Source organism: Devosia enhydra (assembly GCF_900119845.1).
GTDB lineage: Bacteria > Pseudomonadota > Alphaproteobacteria > Rhizobiales > Devosiaceae > FPKU01.
This window is the reverse complement of the sequence record NZ_FPKU01000001.1, coordinates 1007081-1022656: the sequence shown is the minus strand read 5'-3', so window position 1 is coordinate 1022656 and position 15576 is coordinate 1007081. Positions and strand designations below refer to the sequence as shown.

Sequence of the window (15576 nt, the reverse complement as noted above, 5' to 3'; positions counted from 1 at the left end):
GCCGCCAATGTGGCGCGCAGCAATACCCGCTCTTGCGACATTTTGCCAGCGTCGCACGAGGTCGGACGCACACAGGCACTTCACAGATGCAGCATTGCGTCCTGTCCAGCAAGTCTAAGCGCAAGACATGGCGAAGACGTGAACGCAGCTAATCCTGACCGGTTGCCTCCACGGGCTTTGCATCAACCTGGGGCGCCTTGCGGCGCACAGGATCAAAGAAGCGGCCGCCCGCGACGAGCAGGGCGGGGAGGATGAAGAGATCGCCCAGGAGCGCCAGCGCGATCGAGAGCACGAAGAGCTGCCCGAACATCGCCACCTGCGGCAATTCCGAGAAGGCGACCACGGCCGTGCCGGCGCACAGGATGATGGTGGTGGCCACGATCGCGCCGCCGATACGGGTGATGGTGTGGCGCACAGCCTCGCGATGATCGCGCCCCTCCACCCTGCGATCATGCAGGTAATGGGAGAGGAAGTGGATCGTGTCGTTGACCGCGATGCCGAAGGCGATGGTGAGGGCCAGGACGGTGGTGAGCTGAAGCCCGGCGCCCGACATCCAGAGCCACGCCTCGGTGCCCAGGATCGGGAAGAGGTTGGGGATGGCGGAGGCCATTGCGAGGCGCACCGAGCGGAAGGCAAAGCCGATGACGGCGATGTTCACGAGCACGCTCAGCGTCAGGCAGAGCTGGAGATTGCGCACGATATCGTCGGTGGCAAAGGTGGTGAGGATGCGGAAGCCGCCGACATCGGCGTCTACAACGCCGGCATCGGCCAGTGCCTGCTGGGTATCGGCGACCACCTGCTTGAGGCGATCGGATTCCACGATAGTGGGCATGAAGCCGGTGACCAGCGCCTCGGTGCCGTCATCGGTGACGAAGCGCTGGCGCATGAAGGGGCCCACGGCCGACAGCACCTCGGCGCGGCTGAACCCGCCCTCGGTGTAATGGGTCATGGCGGCGGCGGAGATGACCTTGTTCTCACCCAGCTGGGCTTCGAGGATCTCGTGGACGGTGCGGATCGTCTCGTAATCGCGGTCGGACACGTCCGGATTGGCATCGAGCAGCGGCACGCGGACATAGATCGGCGCGACGCCTCCCACGCCCTCGTCGATCTCCTCGGCCGCAGAAATCGCGGTGGAATCGCTGGCGACGAAATCCTCGAAGGAAAAGCGCGGCTGGATGAGGAAATAGGGGATGAGCAGCAGGGTGGTGACCACCACCGATACCACCGCCAGGGGCCGGGCGAAGCGCGACACCACGCTCCATGAAAAGGGCAGGGCCGCCGTCAGCGCCGCCGACGGCGTCTTGGGCAGCTTGAGCCCCAGCCGCACGGCGAGGAAGAGCACGAGCGGCAGGAAGGTCATGATGACCAGGAAGGTGAGGAAGGAGCCGATGACGCCCGCCATGGCGAATTCCTGGATGCCCTGGCCGGGCGCGAGCCCGAGCGAGCCGAAGGCGATGGCCGTCGTGACCATGGTGAGCGCCGAGGCGGGCCCAACCTGTCGGATGGTGCGGGCCACCGCCTCGCGCGGGTCCATGCCATCGCGCCAGAAATTGAGCCAGTTGTAGGTGAAGAACATGCTCTCGGAAAACGCCACCACGAGGCAGACCGTGGTGACGATGATGGTGAGGAACGAGAACGAGCCGAAGACCAGGAGGATGGTGCCCATGGTCCACATCACGGCCACGAAGGGCGCCGAGGCGACGATGATGGCGCCCCAGAAGGAGCGCAGCCCGAAAAGCGCGATCAGCGCTCCCAGCGAGAAGCCGTAGACGGTGAACTTGACCTGATCGTCGACGGCCGCATTGAGCATCTCTGAGGTCCAGACCGGGGGGCCTGTGAGTTCGATCTGCACATCGCCCGTCTGGTAGGGCGCGATGACGGCACGGAGATCGGCGATCATGCCCGCCGTGCCCTCGTCGCGGGTGAGCTCGGCATTGGGAAACATGATGATCACGATGCCCGAGAGATCGGGAGTGATCAGGTTGCGCATCATCGGATCGGTCTGCTGCAGGGTGCTCAGCGCCTGCCTGACATCCTCGGCGCTCTCCATGCCCTCGGGCACGGCCGGCACCGAGCCGCCCGCGCCATCGGGGGCGCGCAGCGAGAAGGGCGACAGCGTGCCCACCGCATAGGTGCTGAGTTCGACATCGAAGGCCAGCTCGCGCAGCCGCTCGAGCGTTTCGGGCTCGGTGAGGGTCGGCGAAGTCACGAGGATATAGATGTCTTCCTCGAAGGTGCCGAAGCTTTCGGACAGCGCGGCATAGCTGTCGTAATGGGGACCCGAATTGGCAAAGACGCGCAGCAGGTCGCCATCGACATTGGCGCGCGGGATGACCGACAGCGTGAGCGCGGTGAAGGCGATGACGAGGAGGGCCACCAGCTTTGTGTGGGCGATGGTAAGAAAGCCGATCCTTTCGAGACCAAATCCGATGGAGCGATGCCGCGCGAAGAAGTCGCCGATGCGCTTGCCAATCGAATTCATATGTCTGTCCCGATTCCCGGCCATGATGGTAATGGCCGGGATTACTACGGGCAGGGACAGGGAGCGTCCAGCTTTTGCGGGGCTTTCAGCCGCAAATTCCGGGCGGTGTTGTCATCCTGCGTCGCCTGGGCGCCCTCGTCTGATGTGGCCGGCGCGCAGCCGCGCGATCATTTCGAGCTGGCGAGAAGGGGCGCCAGCACCGCTTCGAGCGCCTGCGGCTCGCGGCCGGAATAGCGCCTGACCGTGTCCGTCACGATGGCGTGATAACCCTGCGTCGCATCGCGCTGGAAGGCGACGAGAATATCGACCAGCGGCGCAGGCAGTCCGGCCGCCTGCATGCCGCCACGCAACTGGTCGACGCTGAGCGGGACGCTTGCGACGGGCTTGCCCGAGAGGCGGGCGAGCACTGCGGCAAGATCGGTGTTGGTGACGACGGCCGGACCCGTGACATCGGCGATGGACTTGCCTTCGGCCGAAAGCAGTGCGCCGGCGGCGGTGCGGGCGGTATCGGCGCGTGCGACATAGGCGGTGCCGCGATCGCCCTGCAGCCCGTAAAGCTGCCCCGAGGCGATGGTCTGGGCAGCGCTCATCAGGTTGTTTTCGGCATACATGTGGTTGCGCAGGATGGTGAAATCGAGCCCGCTGGCGGCAATCGCCACCTCGGTCCAGAAATGCTCCGGGGCAAGGCCGGCATCGGGATCGGGGCGGGCGGCGGGGGCGGAGGTGTAGACGATATGGGCGACGCCGGCCGCCTTGATGGCATCGACCGCAGCCTTGTGCTGAACGCCGCGCCGGCCGACGGAGTCGGTGCTGACTAGCAGCACGCGATCGACGCCCGCAAAGGCGGGAGCGAGGGTGGCCGCATCATCGAAATCGAGCTTGCGGACGGTGACGCCCCTGGCGGCGAGATCGGCGATCTTGGACGGATCGCGGGTGGCGGCGATGATGTTCGTTGCGCCACGGGCGAGCAGTTCCTCGACGGCGATGCGGCCGAGATGGCCCGATGCGCCGGTTACCAGCAGCGTCTTATCCTTGAACTTGGTCATTCCAGTCTCCGTTTTGGCCGGAGAGCCGCTTGCCAGCGCAGGGGCAGGCCACTAACTCTCCGTTGGTGACTGGTATCTATCTTTCCGGCGGCGCGGCGCAAGAAGGCACCGTGCGGGGAGGAGGTAACCCGGAGGTAACCCAAGTGACCGACATCACGAGACGCGACGGGGCGGACGATGCGGCGATCTTCGTGGAGCGCTGGGCGGCCAGTCGCGGCGGGCCGGCGAGTGCCTGCCCGGTGCGGCAGGTGCTCGACAAGATCAGCGACAAATGGAGCATGCTGCTGATCATGACGCTGGCCGAAAGTCCGCGCCGGTTCAACAGCCTGAGGCGCGAGATCCCAGACATCAGCCAGAAGATGCTGGCCCAGAGCCTGCGCGGGCTTGAGCAGGACGGGCTGGTGGCCCGGCAGGTGTTCGACACCAAGCCGCCCTCGGTGGAATACAGCCTCACCGGGCTCGGCCATTCGATGGTGGCGCCGCTGGGGCACCTGATCCGCTGGGCGTCTGAAAACCACGCCGAGATCACCGCATCGCGTCGTGCCCACGGGGCCGACAGCGAGTAGCGCCGGAGCCCCGAGGCGGCCAAATCAGTGCTTTTGCTGGGGATTTGGGCCGCAAACCCAGCATTCGTGGCTCTTTGAGGCGGAATCGGCTATAAGCACCAGATGCCTCGATACTCGGGCGCAATTCTCAGAGACAGGCTGAGGACAAGTGCCCAGAGGGTTGAAAGACAATGCGTTTGCCGGTCGGAGTGATTCTCTTTCTCCCCTGAGACGCGCACAAGGACGAATGCCCAGTGACTGACACGCCAGACGGGGAAGGCCAGGCTTTGCCGCCTTCGGACATCGCCCCCATCTCGATCACCGACGAAATGCGCCGGTCCTATCTCGATTACGCCATGAGCGTGATCGTGAGCCGCGCGCTGCCCGATGTGCGCGACGGCCTCAAGCCGGTGCACCGGCGCATTCTCTTCTCGATGAGCGAGAACGGCTACGAGTGGAACAAGCCCTATCGCAAGTCGGCGCGCGTCGTCGGCGACGTGATCGGCAAGTACCACCCGCATGGCGACCAGTCGGTCTACATGGCGCTGGTGCGCATGGCGCAGGACTTCTCGATGGGCCAGCTGCTCATCGACGGGCAGGGCAATTTCGGCTCCATCGACGGCGATATGCCGGCGGCCATGCGCTACACCGAGGTGCGCATGGAGAAGGTCACGGGCACGATGCTCGAGGACCTCGACAAGGACACCGTCGACTTCAAGGACAATTACGACGGCTCGGAACACGAGCCGGTGGTGCTGCCGGCGCGGTTCCCGAACCTGCTCGTCAATGGCGGCGGCGGTATCGCGGTGGGCATGGCCACCAATGTGCCGACGCACAATCTGGGCGAGGTGATCGACGCCACGCTCATGCTGATGGACGATGCCACGGTGACCGTGGACGATCTGATGACCGTCCTGCCGGGACCCGATTTCCCGACCGCCGCGATCATCCTCGGGCGGGCCGGCATCCGCTCGGCCTATGAGACGGGCCGCGGCTCGGTGCTGATGCGCGGCCGGGTGCATGTGGAAGAGGTGCGCCGCGAGCGCGAGGCGCTGATCATCACCGAGATTCCCTATCAGGTGAACAAGTCGGTGATGATCGAGAAGATGGCCGAACTGGTGCGCGAAAAGCGCATCGAGGGCATCTCGGACCTGCGCGACGAATCCGACCGCCACGGCCTGCGCGTGGTGGTGGAATTGAAGCGCGACGCCGTCGCCGATGTGGTGCTGAACCAGCTGTACCGGTTCACGCCGCTGCAGACCTCGTTCGGCTGCAATTTCGTGGCGCTCAATGGCGGCAAGCCGGAGCTGATGGGGCTCAAATCCATCCTCCAGGCCTTCATCGATTTCCGCTTCGAGGTGGTGACGCGCAGGGCGCGGTTCCTGCTCAACAAGGCGCGCGATCGCGCCCATGTGCTGGTCGGGCTCGCGGTGGCCGTCGCCAATATCGACGAGGTGATCCACCTCATCCGCACCGCGCCCGATCCGGCGACGGCGCGCGAGCGGCTGATCGAACGCGACTGGCCGGCCGCCGACGTGGCCCCGTTGATCGCGCTCATCGACGATCCGCGCCACCGGATGAACGCCGACGGCACCTTCCGGCTGTCCGAAGAACAGGCCCGGGCGATCCTCGCGCTGACGCTGTCGCGCCTCACCGCGCTCGGGCGCGACGAGATCGGGGACGAGCTCAACGGGCTGGGCGCATCGATCGCGGATTATCTCGACATCCTGCGCAGCCGCGAGCGGGTCATCGCGATCATCCGCGAGGAGCTGAGCGAAATCCGCGAACAGTTCGCCAAGCCGCGGCGCACATCGATCGAGGACAGCGCGGGGGACTTCGAGGACGAGGACCTGATCGCCCGCGAGGATATGGTGGTGACCGTCACCCATGGCGGCTACATCAAGCGCGTGCCGCTTTCGGCCTATCGGGCGCAGAAGCGCGGGGGCAAGGGCCGCTCGGGCATGGCGACGCGCGACGAGGATTTCGTCACCCGGCTGTTCGTGGCCAATACGCACCAGCCGGTGCTGTTCTTCTCGTCTCTCGGACAGGTCTACAAGCTCAAGGTGTGGCGCCTGCCGGTGGCCGAGCCGCAATCGCGCGGCAAGGCGCTGATCAACCTGCTGCCGCTCGATGCGGGCGAACGCATCACCTCGATCGTGCCGTTGCCGCAGGACGAGGCGAGCTGGGAGGGGCTGGACGTGATGTTCGCCACCAATACCGGCTCGGTCAGGCGCAACAAGCTCTCTGACTGCGTGCCGCGCACGACGCTGGGCAAGCGCGTGATGGAGTTCGACGATACGACCCAGCACATCATCGGGGTCGAGCTTTCGGGCGAGAATGACGACGTGCTGCTGACCACGGCGCTGGGGCAGTGCATCCGCTTCCAGTCGACGGACCTGCGCGTCTTTGGCGGCAATGGCTCGACGGGCACCTCGACAGGCGTGCGCGGCATCAGCCTGGGCGAGGATGATCGGGTGATCTCGATGGCGATCCTGCGCCATGTCGATGCGTCGCCGGAAGAACGCGCCGCCTATCTCAAGCAGTCGGGCGCGATCCGCCGGGCCGCGACGGGCGAGGATGGCGAGGTCGAAACCGACGCCGATGTCGAGGACGAGGCCGATGGCACGGGCGCGGTGCAGCTTTCGGTATCGCGCTATGCCGATATGGGGGCTGCCGAGCAGTTCGTGCTCTCGATCAACGCCCATGGCTATGGCAAGCGCTCCTCGTCCTACGAGTTCCGCATTTCCAATCGCGGCGGCAAGGGCATCAAGGCGACCGACCAGCGCAAGCTCGACGAGATCGGCCAGCTGATTGCCGCCTTCCCGGTGGAAGAAGCCGACCAGATCATGCTCGTCTCCAACAGTGGGCAGCTGATCCGCGTGCCGGTGGATGGCATCCGCTTTGCCAGCCGTGCCAGCAAGGGCGTGCGCATCTTCCGCACTGCCGAGGGCGAGAAGGTGGTGTCGGTGGAACGCATCAGCGAGACCGATGCCGATGGCGATGTGGAGCCGGTGGCCGAAGGCTGACGGGCGCAGGGGGCCGGCGCAACGGCGCCGGCTTCGACCAATGTCTGAGCCCGGCGAGGGCCGGTTGACGAGTTTGTCGCAGGCCGGCGCAGCGCCGACGCACTAGTCTGGGCCCGTGGCGCCGAGCGCGCCGAGCGAGGCCCGATGATGACCAGTGCGCCCTTTGCCGACCACCCTGCACGCCGGCTCGTGGCAGACGAGGTGCATGCACGCCCCATCGTCTTCGTGCCGGCCAAGGGGCGGGTGCGGCGCATCGCGGTTTCGCTGCCCGAGGGGCCGGACGCCGCCTCGCGCGCCATGGCCCGCTTCGCACAATGGTGCCGCGATGCCGGGCTGCCCGTGCCTACGGGCCGCCAGCACAGCTATGAGGCGATGGGATGCAGCGTGACATGGGAACTGCATACCGAATTCGTTACGCTCTCCTGGCTGGCAGCGGGGCCTGAACGGGCGGCCTGGCCCGAGGGCATCGGGCTCGAGGCGCTGGCCGATTGCACGCTGCTGGTGGCGACGCGCGTCGACCTCGTCGATGCGCTGGAAGTGCCCGAAAAGCTGATCCCGACCTTCAACCTCGGAAGCCTGTGCGTGTCGTGGATCGAAGCGCGGACCGGGCAGATCGCAAGCGATTTCAAGCCCGATGACGACGGCTTCACCCGGTTCGAATTCGCCTGCGGCGCGCTCAGCACGGTGCGGCGGGCCGTGCTGGTGCGGCGCCTGCTCGAAATCGAGACCTATCGCACCTATGCGCTGCTGGGGCTGGCGCCAGCACGCGAGCGGGGGCCGGAACTGGCGCGGCTCGAGGACGAGGTGGCGCGCACGCTCGAGGCGATGAGCGAGGTCGATACGGTGGAAGAGGCGCGGGAAACCCTCGACCTGCTGCACAAGATGTCGGTGGCGGCCGGGCGGCTGGGGGAAGCGACAGGCTTCCGCTTTGCCGCGACCTTTGCCTATGCCGATGTGCTGATGGACAGGCTCGGGCGTCTCGATGAGGAATCAGTGGGTTACGCATCGACGTTGCGGCGGTTTCTGAGGAACCGGATCGACCCGGCCATCGCCACCTGCCGGGCTTTCGAGAAGCGGCAGGAGGCACTGGCGGGCAAGATCGACAGCGCCATCCGCCTGCTCAACACCCGCATCGGGCTCGATGTGGAGCTGCAAAGCCGGGCGCTGCTCGAAGGGATTTCGGAGACCGGGCGCAGCCAGTATCGGCTGCAAAAAACCGTCGAGGGGCTTTCGACCATCGCGATTTCCTACTACGCCATCGGCATCATGAGCTATGTACTCGGTGGGGCCGGGCTGGATACGCCAACCAAGCAGTGGACGCTGGCGCTGCTCGTGCCGGCCGTGCTGCTGCTGGTGTGGCTGGCGCTGCGGCGCATCCAGCATCGCCATGGCGCAGGCGGTACAAAGCTGTCATAAACGACGGCCGTCGGTTTTGTAGTTTTTGACGGACGACATCGGCCGACAATGCGCTTTTCAGACAGCTTCCTCGATGAGATCCGCCAGCGCCTGCCGATTTCGCAGGTGGTGGGCGAGCATGTCATCTGGGACAAGCGCAAGAGCCAGCCGGGACGCGGGGATTTCTGGGCCTGCTGCCCGTTCCATGGCGAGAAGACGCCGAGCTTCCACGCCGATGACCGCAAGGGCATCTATCACTGCTTCGGCTGCAAGGCGACGGGTGACCATTTCCGCTTTCTCGTCGAAAAGGCCGGCCTGAGCTTTCCAGAGGCGGTGGAGCGGCTGGCCGGCATGGCCGGGCTGCCGATGCCGGCACGCGACGAACGCACCGAAAAGCGCGAGGCGCAGCGGCGCACCCTGTTCGACGTGATGGAACTGGCGACGCAGTATTTCGAGGCGGCACTGTCGCACAATATCGGCGCGCGGGCGCGCGGCTATCTCAACGAGCGTGGAGTGTCGGCGCAGGCGCAGGCGCGCTTCCGCATCGGCTTTGCGCCCGACAGCCGCAACGGTCTCAAGGAGCATCTGGCGGCCAATGGCGTCTCGGCGCAGGAGATGGTCGATACCGGCCTCGTGATCGTGCGCGAGGAGCAGCCGCTTCCCTATGACCGGTTCCGCAACCGGGTGATGTTTCCGATTTCGGACATGCGCGGCAGGGTGATCGCGTTCGGCGGACGGGCGCTTTCCACCGACGTGCCGGCCAAATATCTCAACTCGCCCGAGACCGAGCTCTTCCACAAGCGGCTGACGCTCTATAACGGCCATTCGGCCCGGCAGGCGGCGCGCGACGGCAAGCCGCTGGTGGTGGTGGAGGGCTATCTCGACGTGATCGCCGCGGTGATGGCGGGCTTCGAGGGCACGATCGCGCCCCTGGGGACGGCGCTGACCGAGGATCACCTGGCGCTGCTGTGGAGCCTGCAGGACGTGCCGATCCTGTGCTTTGACGGCGATGCGGCCGGGCTTCGCGCGGCAGAGCGCGCGGCGCTGCTCGCGCTGCCGCTGCTCAAGCCGGGCAAGACGGTGCGCATCGCGACGCTGCCCGAGGGGCTCGACCCCGACGATCTGATCCTCAAGCATGGCCGCGAAGCCTTCGCCGACGTGCTCGATCGCGCCAAGACGCTCTCGGATGCGATCTGGGGGATCGAGACGCACGGAACGCTGCCGGAAACGCCCGAGGCGCGGGCGGCGCTTGAAGCGCGGCTGCGCGAGCGGGCGCAGAGCATTCAGGATGCATCGGTGCGGCGGCATTACATGCAGGCCTTCGAGGAAAAACTCTCGGCCTTCTTCCAGCCGATGCGGCGCTCGGGCGGCTGGCGCAATGAGGGGCAGGGCCAGCGCGGCCGGAACGAGGGTGGCCAGTGGCGGCCGGGCGGGCGCAGCCAGCCCAGTCCGCGCGTCGTCGTTTCGGACATGCTGCGCAATTCGCGGCTTTTGAAGCCAGGGCGCGCGGACGACCCGAGCCCGCGCGAGGCGGCGATCATCATGGCGCTGGTCAACCATCCGCGGCTGGTGGAGCCGCGGCTCGAAACGCTGGCGGCGCTCGACCTGCCGAGTGCGGCGGCGCGCGAGCTGCTGGGGGCGGTGATCGACCTCGTGACCCATGATCACGACCTCGATGGGCAGGGGCTGACGCTGGCGCTGGGCGCGCGCGGACATGGCGAGGCGCTCGAGCGGATGCGGCAGCTGCTGATGCGGCAGGGCATCTGGCAAAGCGACGCCGAAGCTGCCGAATCAGACGCGGAAACCGGGCTAAAACACGCGCTGGCCTTGCATTACAAATCGATTGAGCTAAATAGGGAACTCAAGGCAGCCGAGCTGGCGCTGGGCGAAGACCCGAGCGAAGAAACCTTCGAGAGGCTGCGAGACATCCAGAACCAGATCACGACCGTCGATGGCACCGAGGCTTTGATCGAAGGGTTTGGTTCGTTATCCGGGCGCGCGGCACGCAGCCTCTGAGGGGGGCGGCGGGTACGCGCGGTTTCGCGTTGAGGCGAATCAGCCTATCGCGAAGTGCGGATGACGGACATGTGACGTTGGCGCGGGGGCGCTTTCGTTCGCTATCCTTTACCAAGTCTTGAGCCATCACCACTTAAGAGGCAACGACGCCCGAATCGGAACGGGCCTCGCGGAGCAGCTCAATGGCCACTAAGGCAGCACCCCAGCAGACGAAAGACAACGAGAAGCCGGAGACCGCCGGCGCCGACGCGCCCGACAGCCCGTTGCTCGACCTTTCGGACGCTGCCGTAAAAAAGCTGATCAAGGTCGCCAAGAAGCGCGGCTATGTCACCTATGAAGAACTGAATTCGGTGCTACCCTCGGAAGAGGTCTCAACCGACCAGATCGAGGACATCATGGCGATGTTCTCGGACATGGGCATCAATGTCGTCGACGAGGACGAGGTCGAGGAGGCCGAGCCCGACACCGCCGAGGAAGAAAGCACCGAGCTGGCCGAAAAGACCGGCACGGCCATCGCCAGCAAGTCCAACACCCGCGAGGGCTCGGACCGCACCGACGATCCGGTGCGGATGTATCTGCGCGAGATGGGATCGGTCGAACTCCTCAGCCGCGAGGGCGAAATCGCCATCGCCAAGCGCATCGAGGCCGGGCGCGAGACGATGATCGCCGGGCTCTGCGAAAGCCCGCTGACCTTCCAGGCCATCATCATCTGGCGCGACCAGCTGGCGAATGCCGAAATTCTTTTGCGCGACATCATCGATCTCGAAGCGACCTATGCCGGCCCCGATGCCAAGCAGGCCGCCCCGGTGATGCCGCAGGAAGACCGCGCCGAGCCGGCGCGCGACGACCGCTCGGCCAAGCCGGCCAAGAAGGCGCCGACCCGCTCGGGCGGCGAGGACGACGACTACGTGCCCGAAGAGCCGACCCCGCCGCAGGACCCGGTGGAGGACGACGACGACGATTTCGAGAACTCGCTGTCGCTCTCGGCGATGGAAGCGGAACTGAAGCCGCAGGTGGTGGAGACCTTCGACCGCATCGCCGAGGCCTATGGCCAGATGCGCGCCTTGCAGGACCGCCATGCCGAGGACCGGCTGGCGTCGAAGTCGCCCGCAAGCTCGGAGGAAGTCGAGCGCCTGAGCTCGCTGCGCAGCCAGGTGATCGGGGACGTGAAGTCGCTCTCGCTCAATCAGAGCCGCATCGAGAGCCTTGTCGAGCAGCTTTACGACATCAACAAGCGCCTCGTGCGGATCGAAGGCCGGCTGCTGCGGCTGGCCGAAAGCTACGGCATCAAGCGCGACGAATTCCTCAACGCCTATTTCGGCGCCGAGCTCGATCCGCGCTGGCATGAGACGGTGGCCGTACGGCCGGGCCGGGGCTGGGCGGAGTTCGTGAAGCGCGAGGTGGCGACCATTCTCGACCTGCGCGGGGAAATCTTCGCGCTGGCTTCCGAGACGGGTCTCGACATCGCCGAGTATCGCCGCATCGTCAACAAGGTGCAGAAGGGCGAGCGTGAAGCGGCCATCGCCAAGAAGGAGATGGTCGAGGCCAATCTGCGCCTCGTGATCTCGATCGCCAAGAAATACACCAATCGCGGGCTGCAGTTCCTGGATCTGATCCAGGAAGGCAATATCGGCCTGATGAAGGCGGTGGACAAGTTCGAGTACCGGCGCGGCTACAAGTTCTCGACCTATGCGACCTGGTGGATCCGGCAGGCCATCACCCGTTCGATCGCCGATCAGGCGCGCACCATCCGCATTCCGGTGCACATGATCGAGACGATCAACAAGATCGTCCGCACCAGCCGGCAGATGCTGCACGAGATCGGCCGCGAGCCGACGCCCGAGGAGCTGTCCGAAAAGCTCCAGATGCCGCTCGACAAGGTCCGCAAGGTCTTGAAGATCGCCAAGGAGCCGATCAGCCTCGAAACCCCGATCGGTGACGAGGAGGATTCGAACCTCGGGGATTTCATCCCGGACGTGAACGCCATCCAGCCGATCGACGCTGCGATTCAGAGCAATCTGCGCGAGACGACGACGCGGGTGCTGGCATCGCTCACTCCGCGCGAGGAACGCGTGCTGCGCATGCGCTTCGGTATCGGCATGAACACCGACCACACGCTCGAGGAAGTGGGCCAGCAGTTCTCGGTGACGCGCGAGCGTATCCGCCAGATCGAGGCCAAGGCCCTGCGCAAGCTCAAGCATCCGAGCCGCAGCCGCAAGCTCAGGAGCTTCCTCGACAATTGATGATGGCTGGCGATGCCGACGATCTCGATTTTCTACGGCGTCGCCATCCGCATGTCTGTGAGGGACCATCCGCCGCCTGGCAGGTGACCGACGGCCATCTGCCTCCGGCCGCGGCTCGGCTGGTGGCGCAATGGTGCCAGCTGCATCGCGAGGACTTGCTGGAGAACTGGCGCCGGGCTGGTCGTGACGAGGCGCCGCTGCGGATTGAGGGACTGGATGCCCGTAAGAGTTAAGCAGTGCGAGGTGACGGGTCCGTTTCGACTGTCTGTCGTCTTCAGCGACGGCACCTCCGGCGAGCATGACTTCAAATCTTTGATCGAGACCGGAAGAGGGCTCATTCCCGAGCTCTAATCGCGTGAGATGTTCGACCGCGTGTTTCTGGACTATGGCGCGCTGACCTGGCCAAACGACTTCGATATCGCGCCCGAATGGCTGCGGCGTGAGATGCAGGTTGCTGGTGAACTGCGAAGCGGGTCGGAGGCGGCCGAATAGCGGGGCATCGCTTGCTCCACTCCATCGCCTCGACTACACAGGGCCGTCTGTCACGCAAGGAGCAAGGCCGATGTCTTTCTGGAAGAAGCTGTTCGGGGCCGGCGGTGGCGATGACTCGGGCGTGGCGACCGGGACCAATGCGCCGCAGGAGGTCTACAAGGGCTTCACCATCAGGGCGACGCTCCTGCCAGCCGGCAGCGAGTTCCAGCTGGCCGGGACCATCGAGAAGGAAATCGATGGCGCGCTGAAGCGGCATGATTTCGTGCGGGCCGACCGGTTCGGCTCCAAGGAAGATGCCCAGACCTACACGCTGGCCAAGGGCCGCCAGATCGTCGACGAGCAGGGCGACCGCCTGTTCGGCTGAATTTTACCGCACGGGCCGATGCCGCATGCGTCCGGGCGGACGCATGGGCAGGGCTTTGGCGTTTCTGACCATGGTCCGCGCGGCCCTTTAGGCGGCCTCTGCGTTCCGTCCCCGATAGTTTGATGACCGGAGTTTCGTCATGGCCAAGAAGCCAACCGCCCGCGTGGAATATGTGCTGTTCGACGTGATCTACGAGGACGGCTCGCAGCGCTCCAACCGCAAGGTGGAGGCCAATCTGCTGGGCGGGCTGGATGGCGACGAGCCGGCCAAGGCCGCGATCGAAGCGCAGGATCGCGAGATCGCGCAGAAGTCCGGGCTGCCGCCGCTCAACATCAAGTCGCTGAAGCGCAGCGGGAAGTAGTTGAAAGCAGCGCGTCGGCCAGAACGCTGGCGCGCGTTTCGAAGCTCTGGCCGCGCGCGCTGGGATGCGGGAGCGGCAGGTGCGCGATGCCATGCCGCCGGCACTGGATGGCTGCGACCTGACCCAGCGCGATGACGGGGCGGCCGGCGATCTCATGGCGCGCCACGGCATCGAAAGACGCCTCGACGGCCCGGGCCGGTAGCGTTTCGGAGCGGCTGCGGGCGAGCAGGTGGAAGGCGTGCGTGACGTAGAGATCGGCACGTTCGAGCCCGGCCATCGCCAGGGCACGGTCCAGCACCCTGTTGAACGGCATTTCGGGCAGGTAGCCTGACTGACGCAGGCGAGCGACCTCTCGACGCGCCGTCGGCGCATCGAGGAAATTATAGGTCAGCAGCACCGGGCCAGAGGGATTGCCGCAGCTGAGCTGGTAGGGGCTGACATAGTCGCCCTCGAGCCCGGCATCGGCATAGCTCTCATAGCCCGGCCAGGTGAACTGCCGGCGCCTCTCGATGAGGGTGCGGCGCGCGTGATCCACTCAGCGCCCGAGCGCCTTGTCGATGGCTGGCTTGACCACTGTGCCGAAGAGCTCGATGGCTTTCATCACCTTGTCATGCGGCAGGGTGCCGACCGAGAATTGCAGGCCGAAGCGCTGGTGGCCGAACCATTCGTGCTGCATCAGCACCTTGTCGATGATCTCTTGCGGCGAGCCGATGAAATAGGCGCCCTGCGGGGTGGTGCCGGCTTCGAACTGGTCGCGCCCGGTGGGACCCCAGCCGCGCTCGCGGCCGATGCGGTTCATGGTCTCCTGATGGGCCGGAAAGGCGATGTCGCGGGCTTCACGGCTGTCGGCGGCGATGAAGCCATGGGCCGAGATGCCCATCGGGGTCTTGACGTTCTTGCCCAGCTTTTCGAGCGTCTGGCGGTAGAAATCGGCCAAAGGCGCGAACTGGCGCGGTTGTCCGCCGATGATCGCAATCATCAGCGGAAGCTCGTAATAGGCTGCGCGCGCTACGGAATTGGGCGTGCCGCCGACCGCGATCCAGAGCGGGATGGGCTTTTGCACCGGCTCGGGATAGATCGCGAGATCAGGGATGGCGCGGGTGTGCTTGCTGCCGGGCCAGGAGATCTTGCCGCCCTCGCGGATGGCTAGCAGCATGGCGAGCTTTTCCTCGAAGAGGTCATCATAGTCTTCGAGTTCATGGCCAAAGAGCGGGAAGCTTTCGATGAAGGAGCCGCGCCCCGCCATGATCTCGGCGCGGCCGTTGGAGATGAGATCGAGGGTCGAAAACTGCTGGTAGACGCGCACCGGGTCTTCGGAGCTCAACACCGTGACGGCGGTCGAGAGGCGGATGGATTTGGTGCGGGCAGCGGCGGCGGCCAGAAGCGTGACCGGCGCGCTCGCGACATAGTCGGGCCGATGATGCTCGCCGAGCCCGAAGAAATCGAGGCCGAGCTGGTCGGCCAACTCGATTTCCTCGAGCAGGTCGCGGACGCGCTCGGCCGGGCTCTGGGTTCGCCCGCTGAAATGCTCGAGCGTGTTCTCGACGAAGGAATAAAGCCCAAGCTCCATGGCGGCACTCTCCATTGCATTTGGCCGAGACATGGC

At 65.6% G+C, this 15576-nt stretch carries 13 protein-coding genes; 9 read left to right on the top strand and 4 right to left on the bottom strand.

Annotation, left to right across the window (positions count from 1 at the left end; genetic code table 11):
- Positions 1-148: 148 nt before the first annotated feature.
- Positions 149-2482 carry an efflux RND transporter permease subunit gene (locus BT183_RS04990; protein WP_072339560.1) on the bottom strand — a complete coding sequence of 778 codons (2334 nt, stop codon included), beginning with the start codon at positions 2480-2482 and terminating at the stop codon, positions 149-151.
- 167 nt (positions 2483-2649) lie between these two features.
- Positions 2650-3528 carry an SDR family oxidoreductase gene (locus tag BT183_RS04985; protein WP_072339558.1) on the bottom strand — a complete coding sequence of 293 codons (879 nt, stop codon included), beginning with the start codon at positions 3526-3528 and terminating at the stop codon, positions 2650-2652.
- 143 nt (positions 3529-3671) lie between these two features.
- On the opposite strand from BT183_RS04985, the gene BT183_RS04980 reads away from it, so the two are divergent.
- The 9 genes from BT183_RS04980 (at position 3672) to BT183_RS04945 (ending at position 13970) form a co-directional block, all read left to right on the top strand.
- Positions 3672-4094, top strand: a complete 423-nt coding sequence (locus BT183_RS04980) for a winged helix-turn-helix transcriptional regulator (protein ID WP_244545245.1) — start codon at positions 3672-3674, stop codon at positions 4092-4094.
- A gap of 308 nt (positions 4095-4402) precedes the next feature.
- Positions 4403-7099, top strand: a complete 2697-nt coding sequence (gene gyrA, locus BT183_RS04975; protein ID WP_244545281.1) for a DNA gyrase subunit A — start codon at positions 4403-4405, stop codon at positions 7097-7099.
- 147 nt (positions 7100-7246) lie between these two features.
- Complete coding sequence (locus BT183_RS04970) at positions 7247-8515, top strand: DUF3422 domain-containing protein (RefSeq protein WP_177282393.1); 1269 nt, start codon at positions 7247-7249, stop codon at positions 8513-8515.
- Between the two features lie 48 nt (positions 8516-8563).
- Positions 8564-10510, top strand: a complete 1947-nt coding sequence (gene dnaG / locus BT183_RS04965; protein WP_072339552.1) for a DNA primase — start codon at positions 8564-8566, stop codon at positions 10508-10510.
- A 182-nt stretch (positions 10511-10692) separates the two neighbouring features.
- The gene (gene rpoD / locus BT183_RS04960; RefSeq protein ID WP_072339550.1) at positions 10693-12753 is read left to right on the top strand and encodes an RNA polymerase sigma factor RpoD; all 2061 of its coding nucleotides are present in this window, start codon (positions 10693-10695) and stop codon (positions 12751-12753) included.
- A complete protein-coding gene (locus BT183_RS20420) occupies positions 12753-12986 on the top strand; it encodes a DUF4160 domain-containing protein (RefSeq protein ID WP_210185441.1) in 234 nt (77 codons plus the stop codon). Before rpoD ends, BT183_RS20420 begins: the two co-directional genes overlap by 1 nt.
- Before the next feature lie 127 nt (positions 12987-13113).
- Positions 13114-13245, top strand: coding sequence for a hypothetical protein (locus tag BT183_RS21135; protein WP_280173910.1), 132 nt, complete (start codon positions 13114-13116; stop codon positions 13243-13245).
- A 70-nt stretch (positions 13246-13315) separates the two neighbouring features.
- Positions 13316-13609, top strand: a complete 294-nt coding sequence (locus BT183_RS04950; protein ID WP_072339547.1) for an HlyU family transcriptional regulator — start codon at positions 13316-13318, stop codon at positions 13607-13609.
- 139 nt (positions 13610-13748) lie between these two features.
- Positions 13749-13970, top strand: a complete 222-nt coding sequence (locus BT183_RS04945) for a hypothetical protein (RefSeq protein WP_072339545.1) — start codon at positions 13749-13751, stop codon at positions 13968-13970.
- Here BT183_RS04945 and BT183_RS04940 read toward each other — a convergent pair.
- Positions 13942-14505 carry a uracil-DNA glycosylase family protein gene (locus tag BT183_RS04940; protein ID WP_072339543.1) on the bottom strand — a complete coding sequence of 188 codons (564 nt, stop codon included), beginning with the start codon at positions 14503-14505 and terminating at the stop codon, positions 13942-13944. The genes BT183_RS04945 and BT183_RS04940 overlap by 29 nt on opposite strands.
- Positions 14506-15540: an Atu2307/SP_0267 family LLM class monooxygenase gene (locus BT183_RS04935; RefSeq protein ID WP_072341551.1), complete on the bottom strand. Its 1035-nt coding sequence runs from the start codon at positions 15538-15540 to the stop codon at positions 14506-14508.
- Between the last annotated feature and the right edge of the window lie 36 nt (positions 15541-15576).

Excerpts from the sequence above, each read along its gene's own strand:
- BT183_RS20420 (WP_210185441.1), top strand. The coding sequence starts at position 12,753 with ATGATGGCTGGCGATGCCGACGATCTCGATTTTCTACGGCGTCGCCAT.
- BT183_RS04970 (WP_177282393.1), top strand. The coding sequence starts at position 7,247 with ATGACCAGTGCGCCCTTTGCCGACCACCCTGCACGCCGGCTCGTGGCA.
- BT183_RS04990 (WP_072339560.1), bottom strand. The coding sequence starts at position 2,482 with ATGAATTCGATTGGCAAGCGCATCGGCGACTTCTTCGCGCGGCATCGC.
- BT183_RS04985 (WP_072339558.1), bottom strand. The coding sequence starts at position 3,528 with ATGACCAAGTTCAAGGATAAGACGCTGCTGGTAACCGGCGCATCGGGC.
- BT183_RS04950 (WP_072339547.1), top strand. The coding sequence starts at position 13,316 with ATGTCTTTCTGGAAGAAGCTGTTCGGGGCCGGCGGTGGCGATGACTCG.
- gyrA (WP_244545281.1), top strand. The coding sequence starts at position 4,403 with ATGCGCCGGTCCTATCTCGATTACGCCATGAGCGTGATCGTGAGCCGC.
- dnaG (WP_072339552.1), top strand. The coding sequence starts at position 8,564 with ATGCGCTTTTCAGACAGCTTCCTCGATGAGATCCGCCAGCGCCTGCCG.
- BT183_RS04935 (WP_072341551.1), bottom strand. The coding sequence starts at position 15,540 with ATGGAGCTTGGGCTTTATTCCTTCGTCGAGAACACGCTCGAGCATTTC.
- BT183_RS21135 (WP_280173910.1), top strand. The coding sequence starts at position 13,114 with ATGTTCGACCGCGTGTTTCTGGACTATGGCGCGCTGACCTGGCCAAAC.
- rpoD (WP_072339550.1), top strand. The coding sequence starts at position 10,693 with ATGGCCACTAAGGCAGCACCCCAGCAGACGAAAGACAACGAGAAGCCG.
- BT183_RS04945 (WP_072339545.1), top strand. The coding sequence starts at position 13,749 with ATGGCCAAGAAGCCAACCGCCCGCGTGGAATATGTGCTGTTCGACGTG.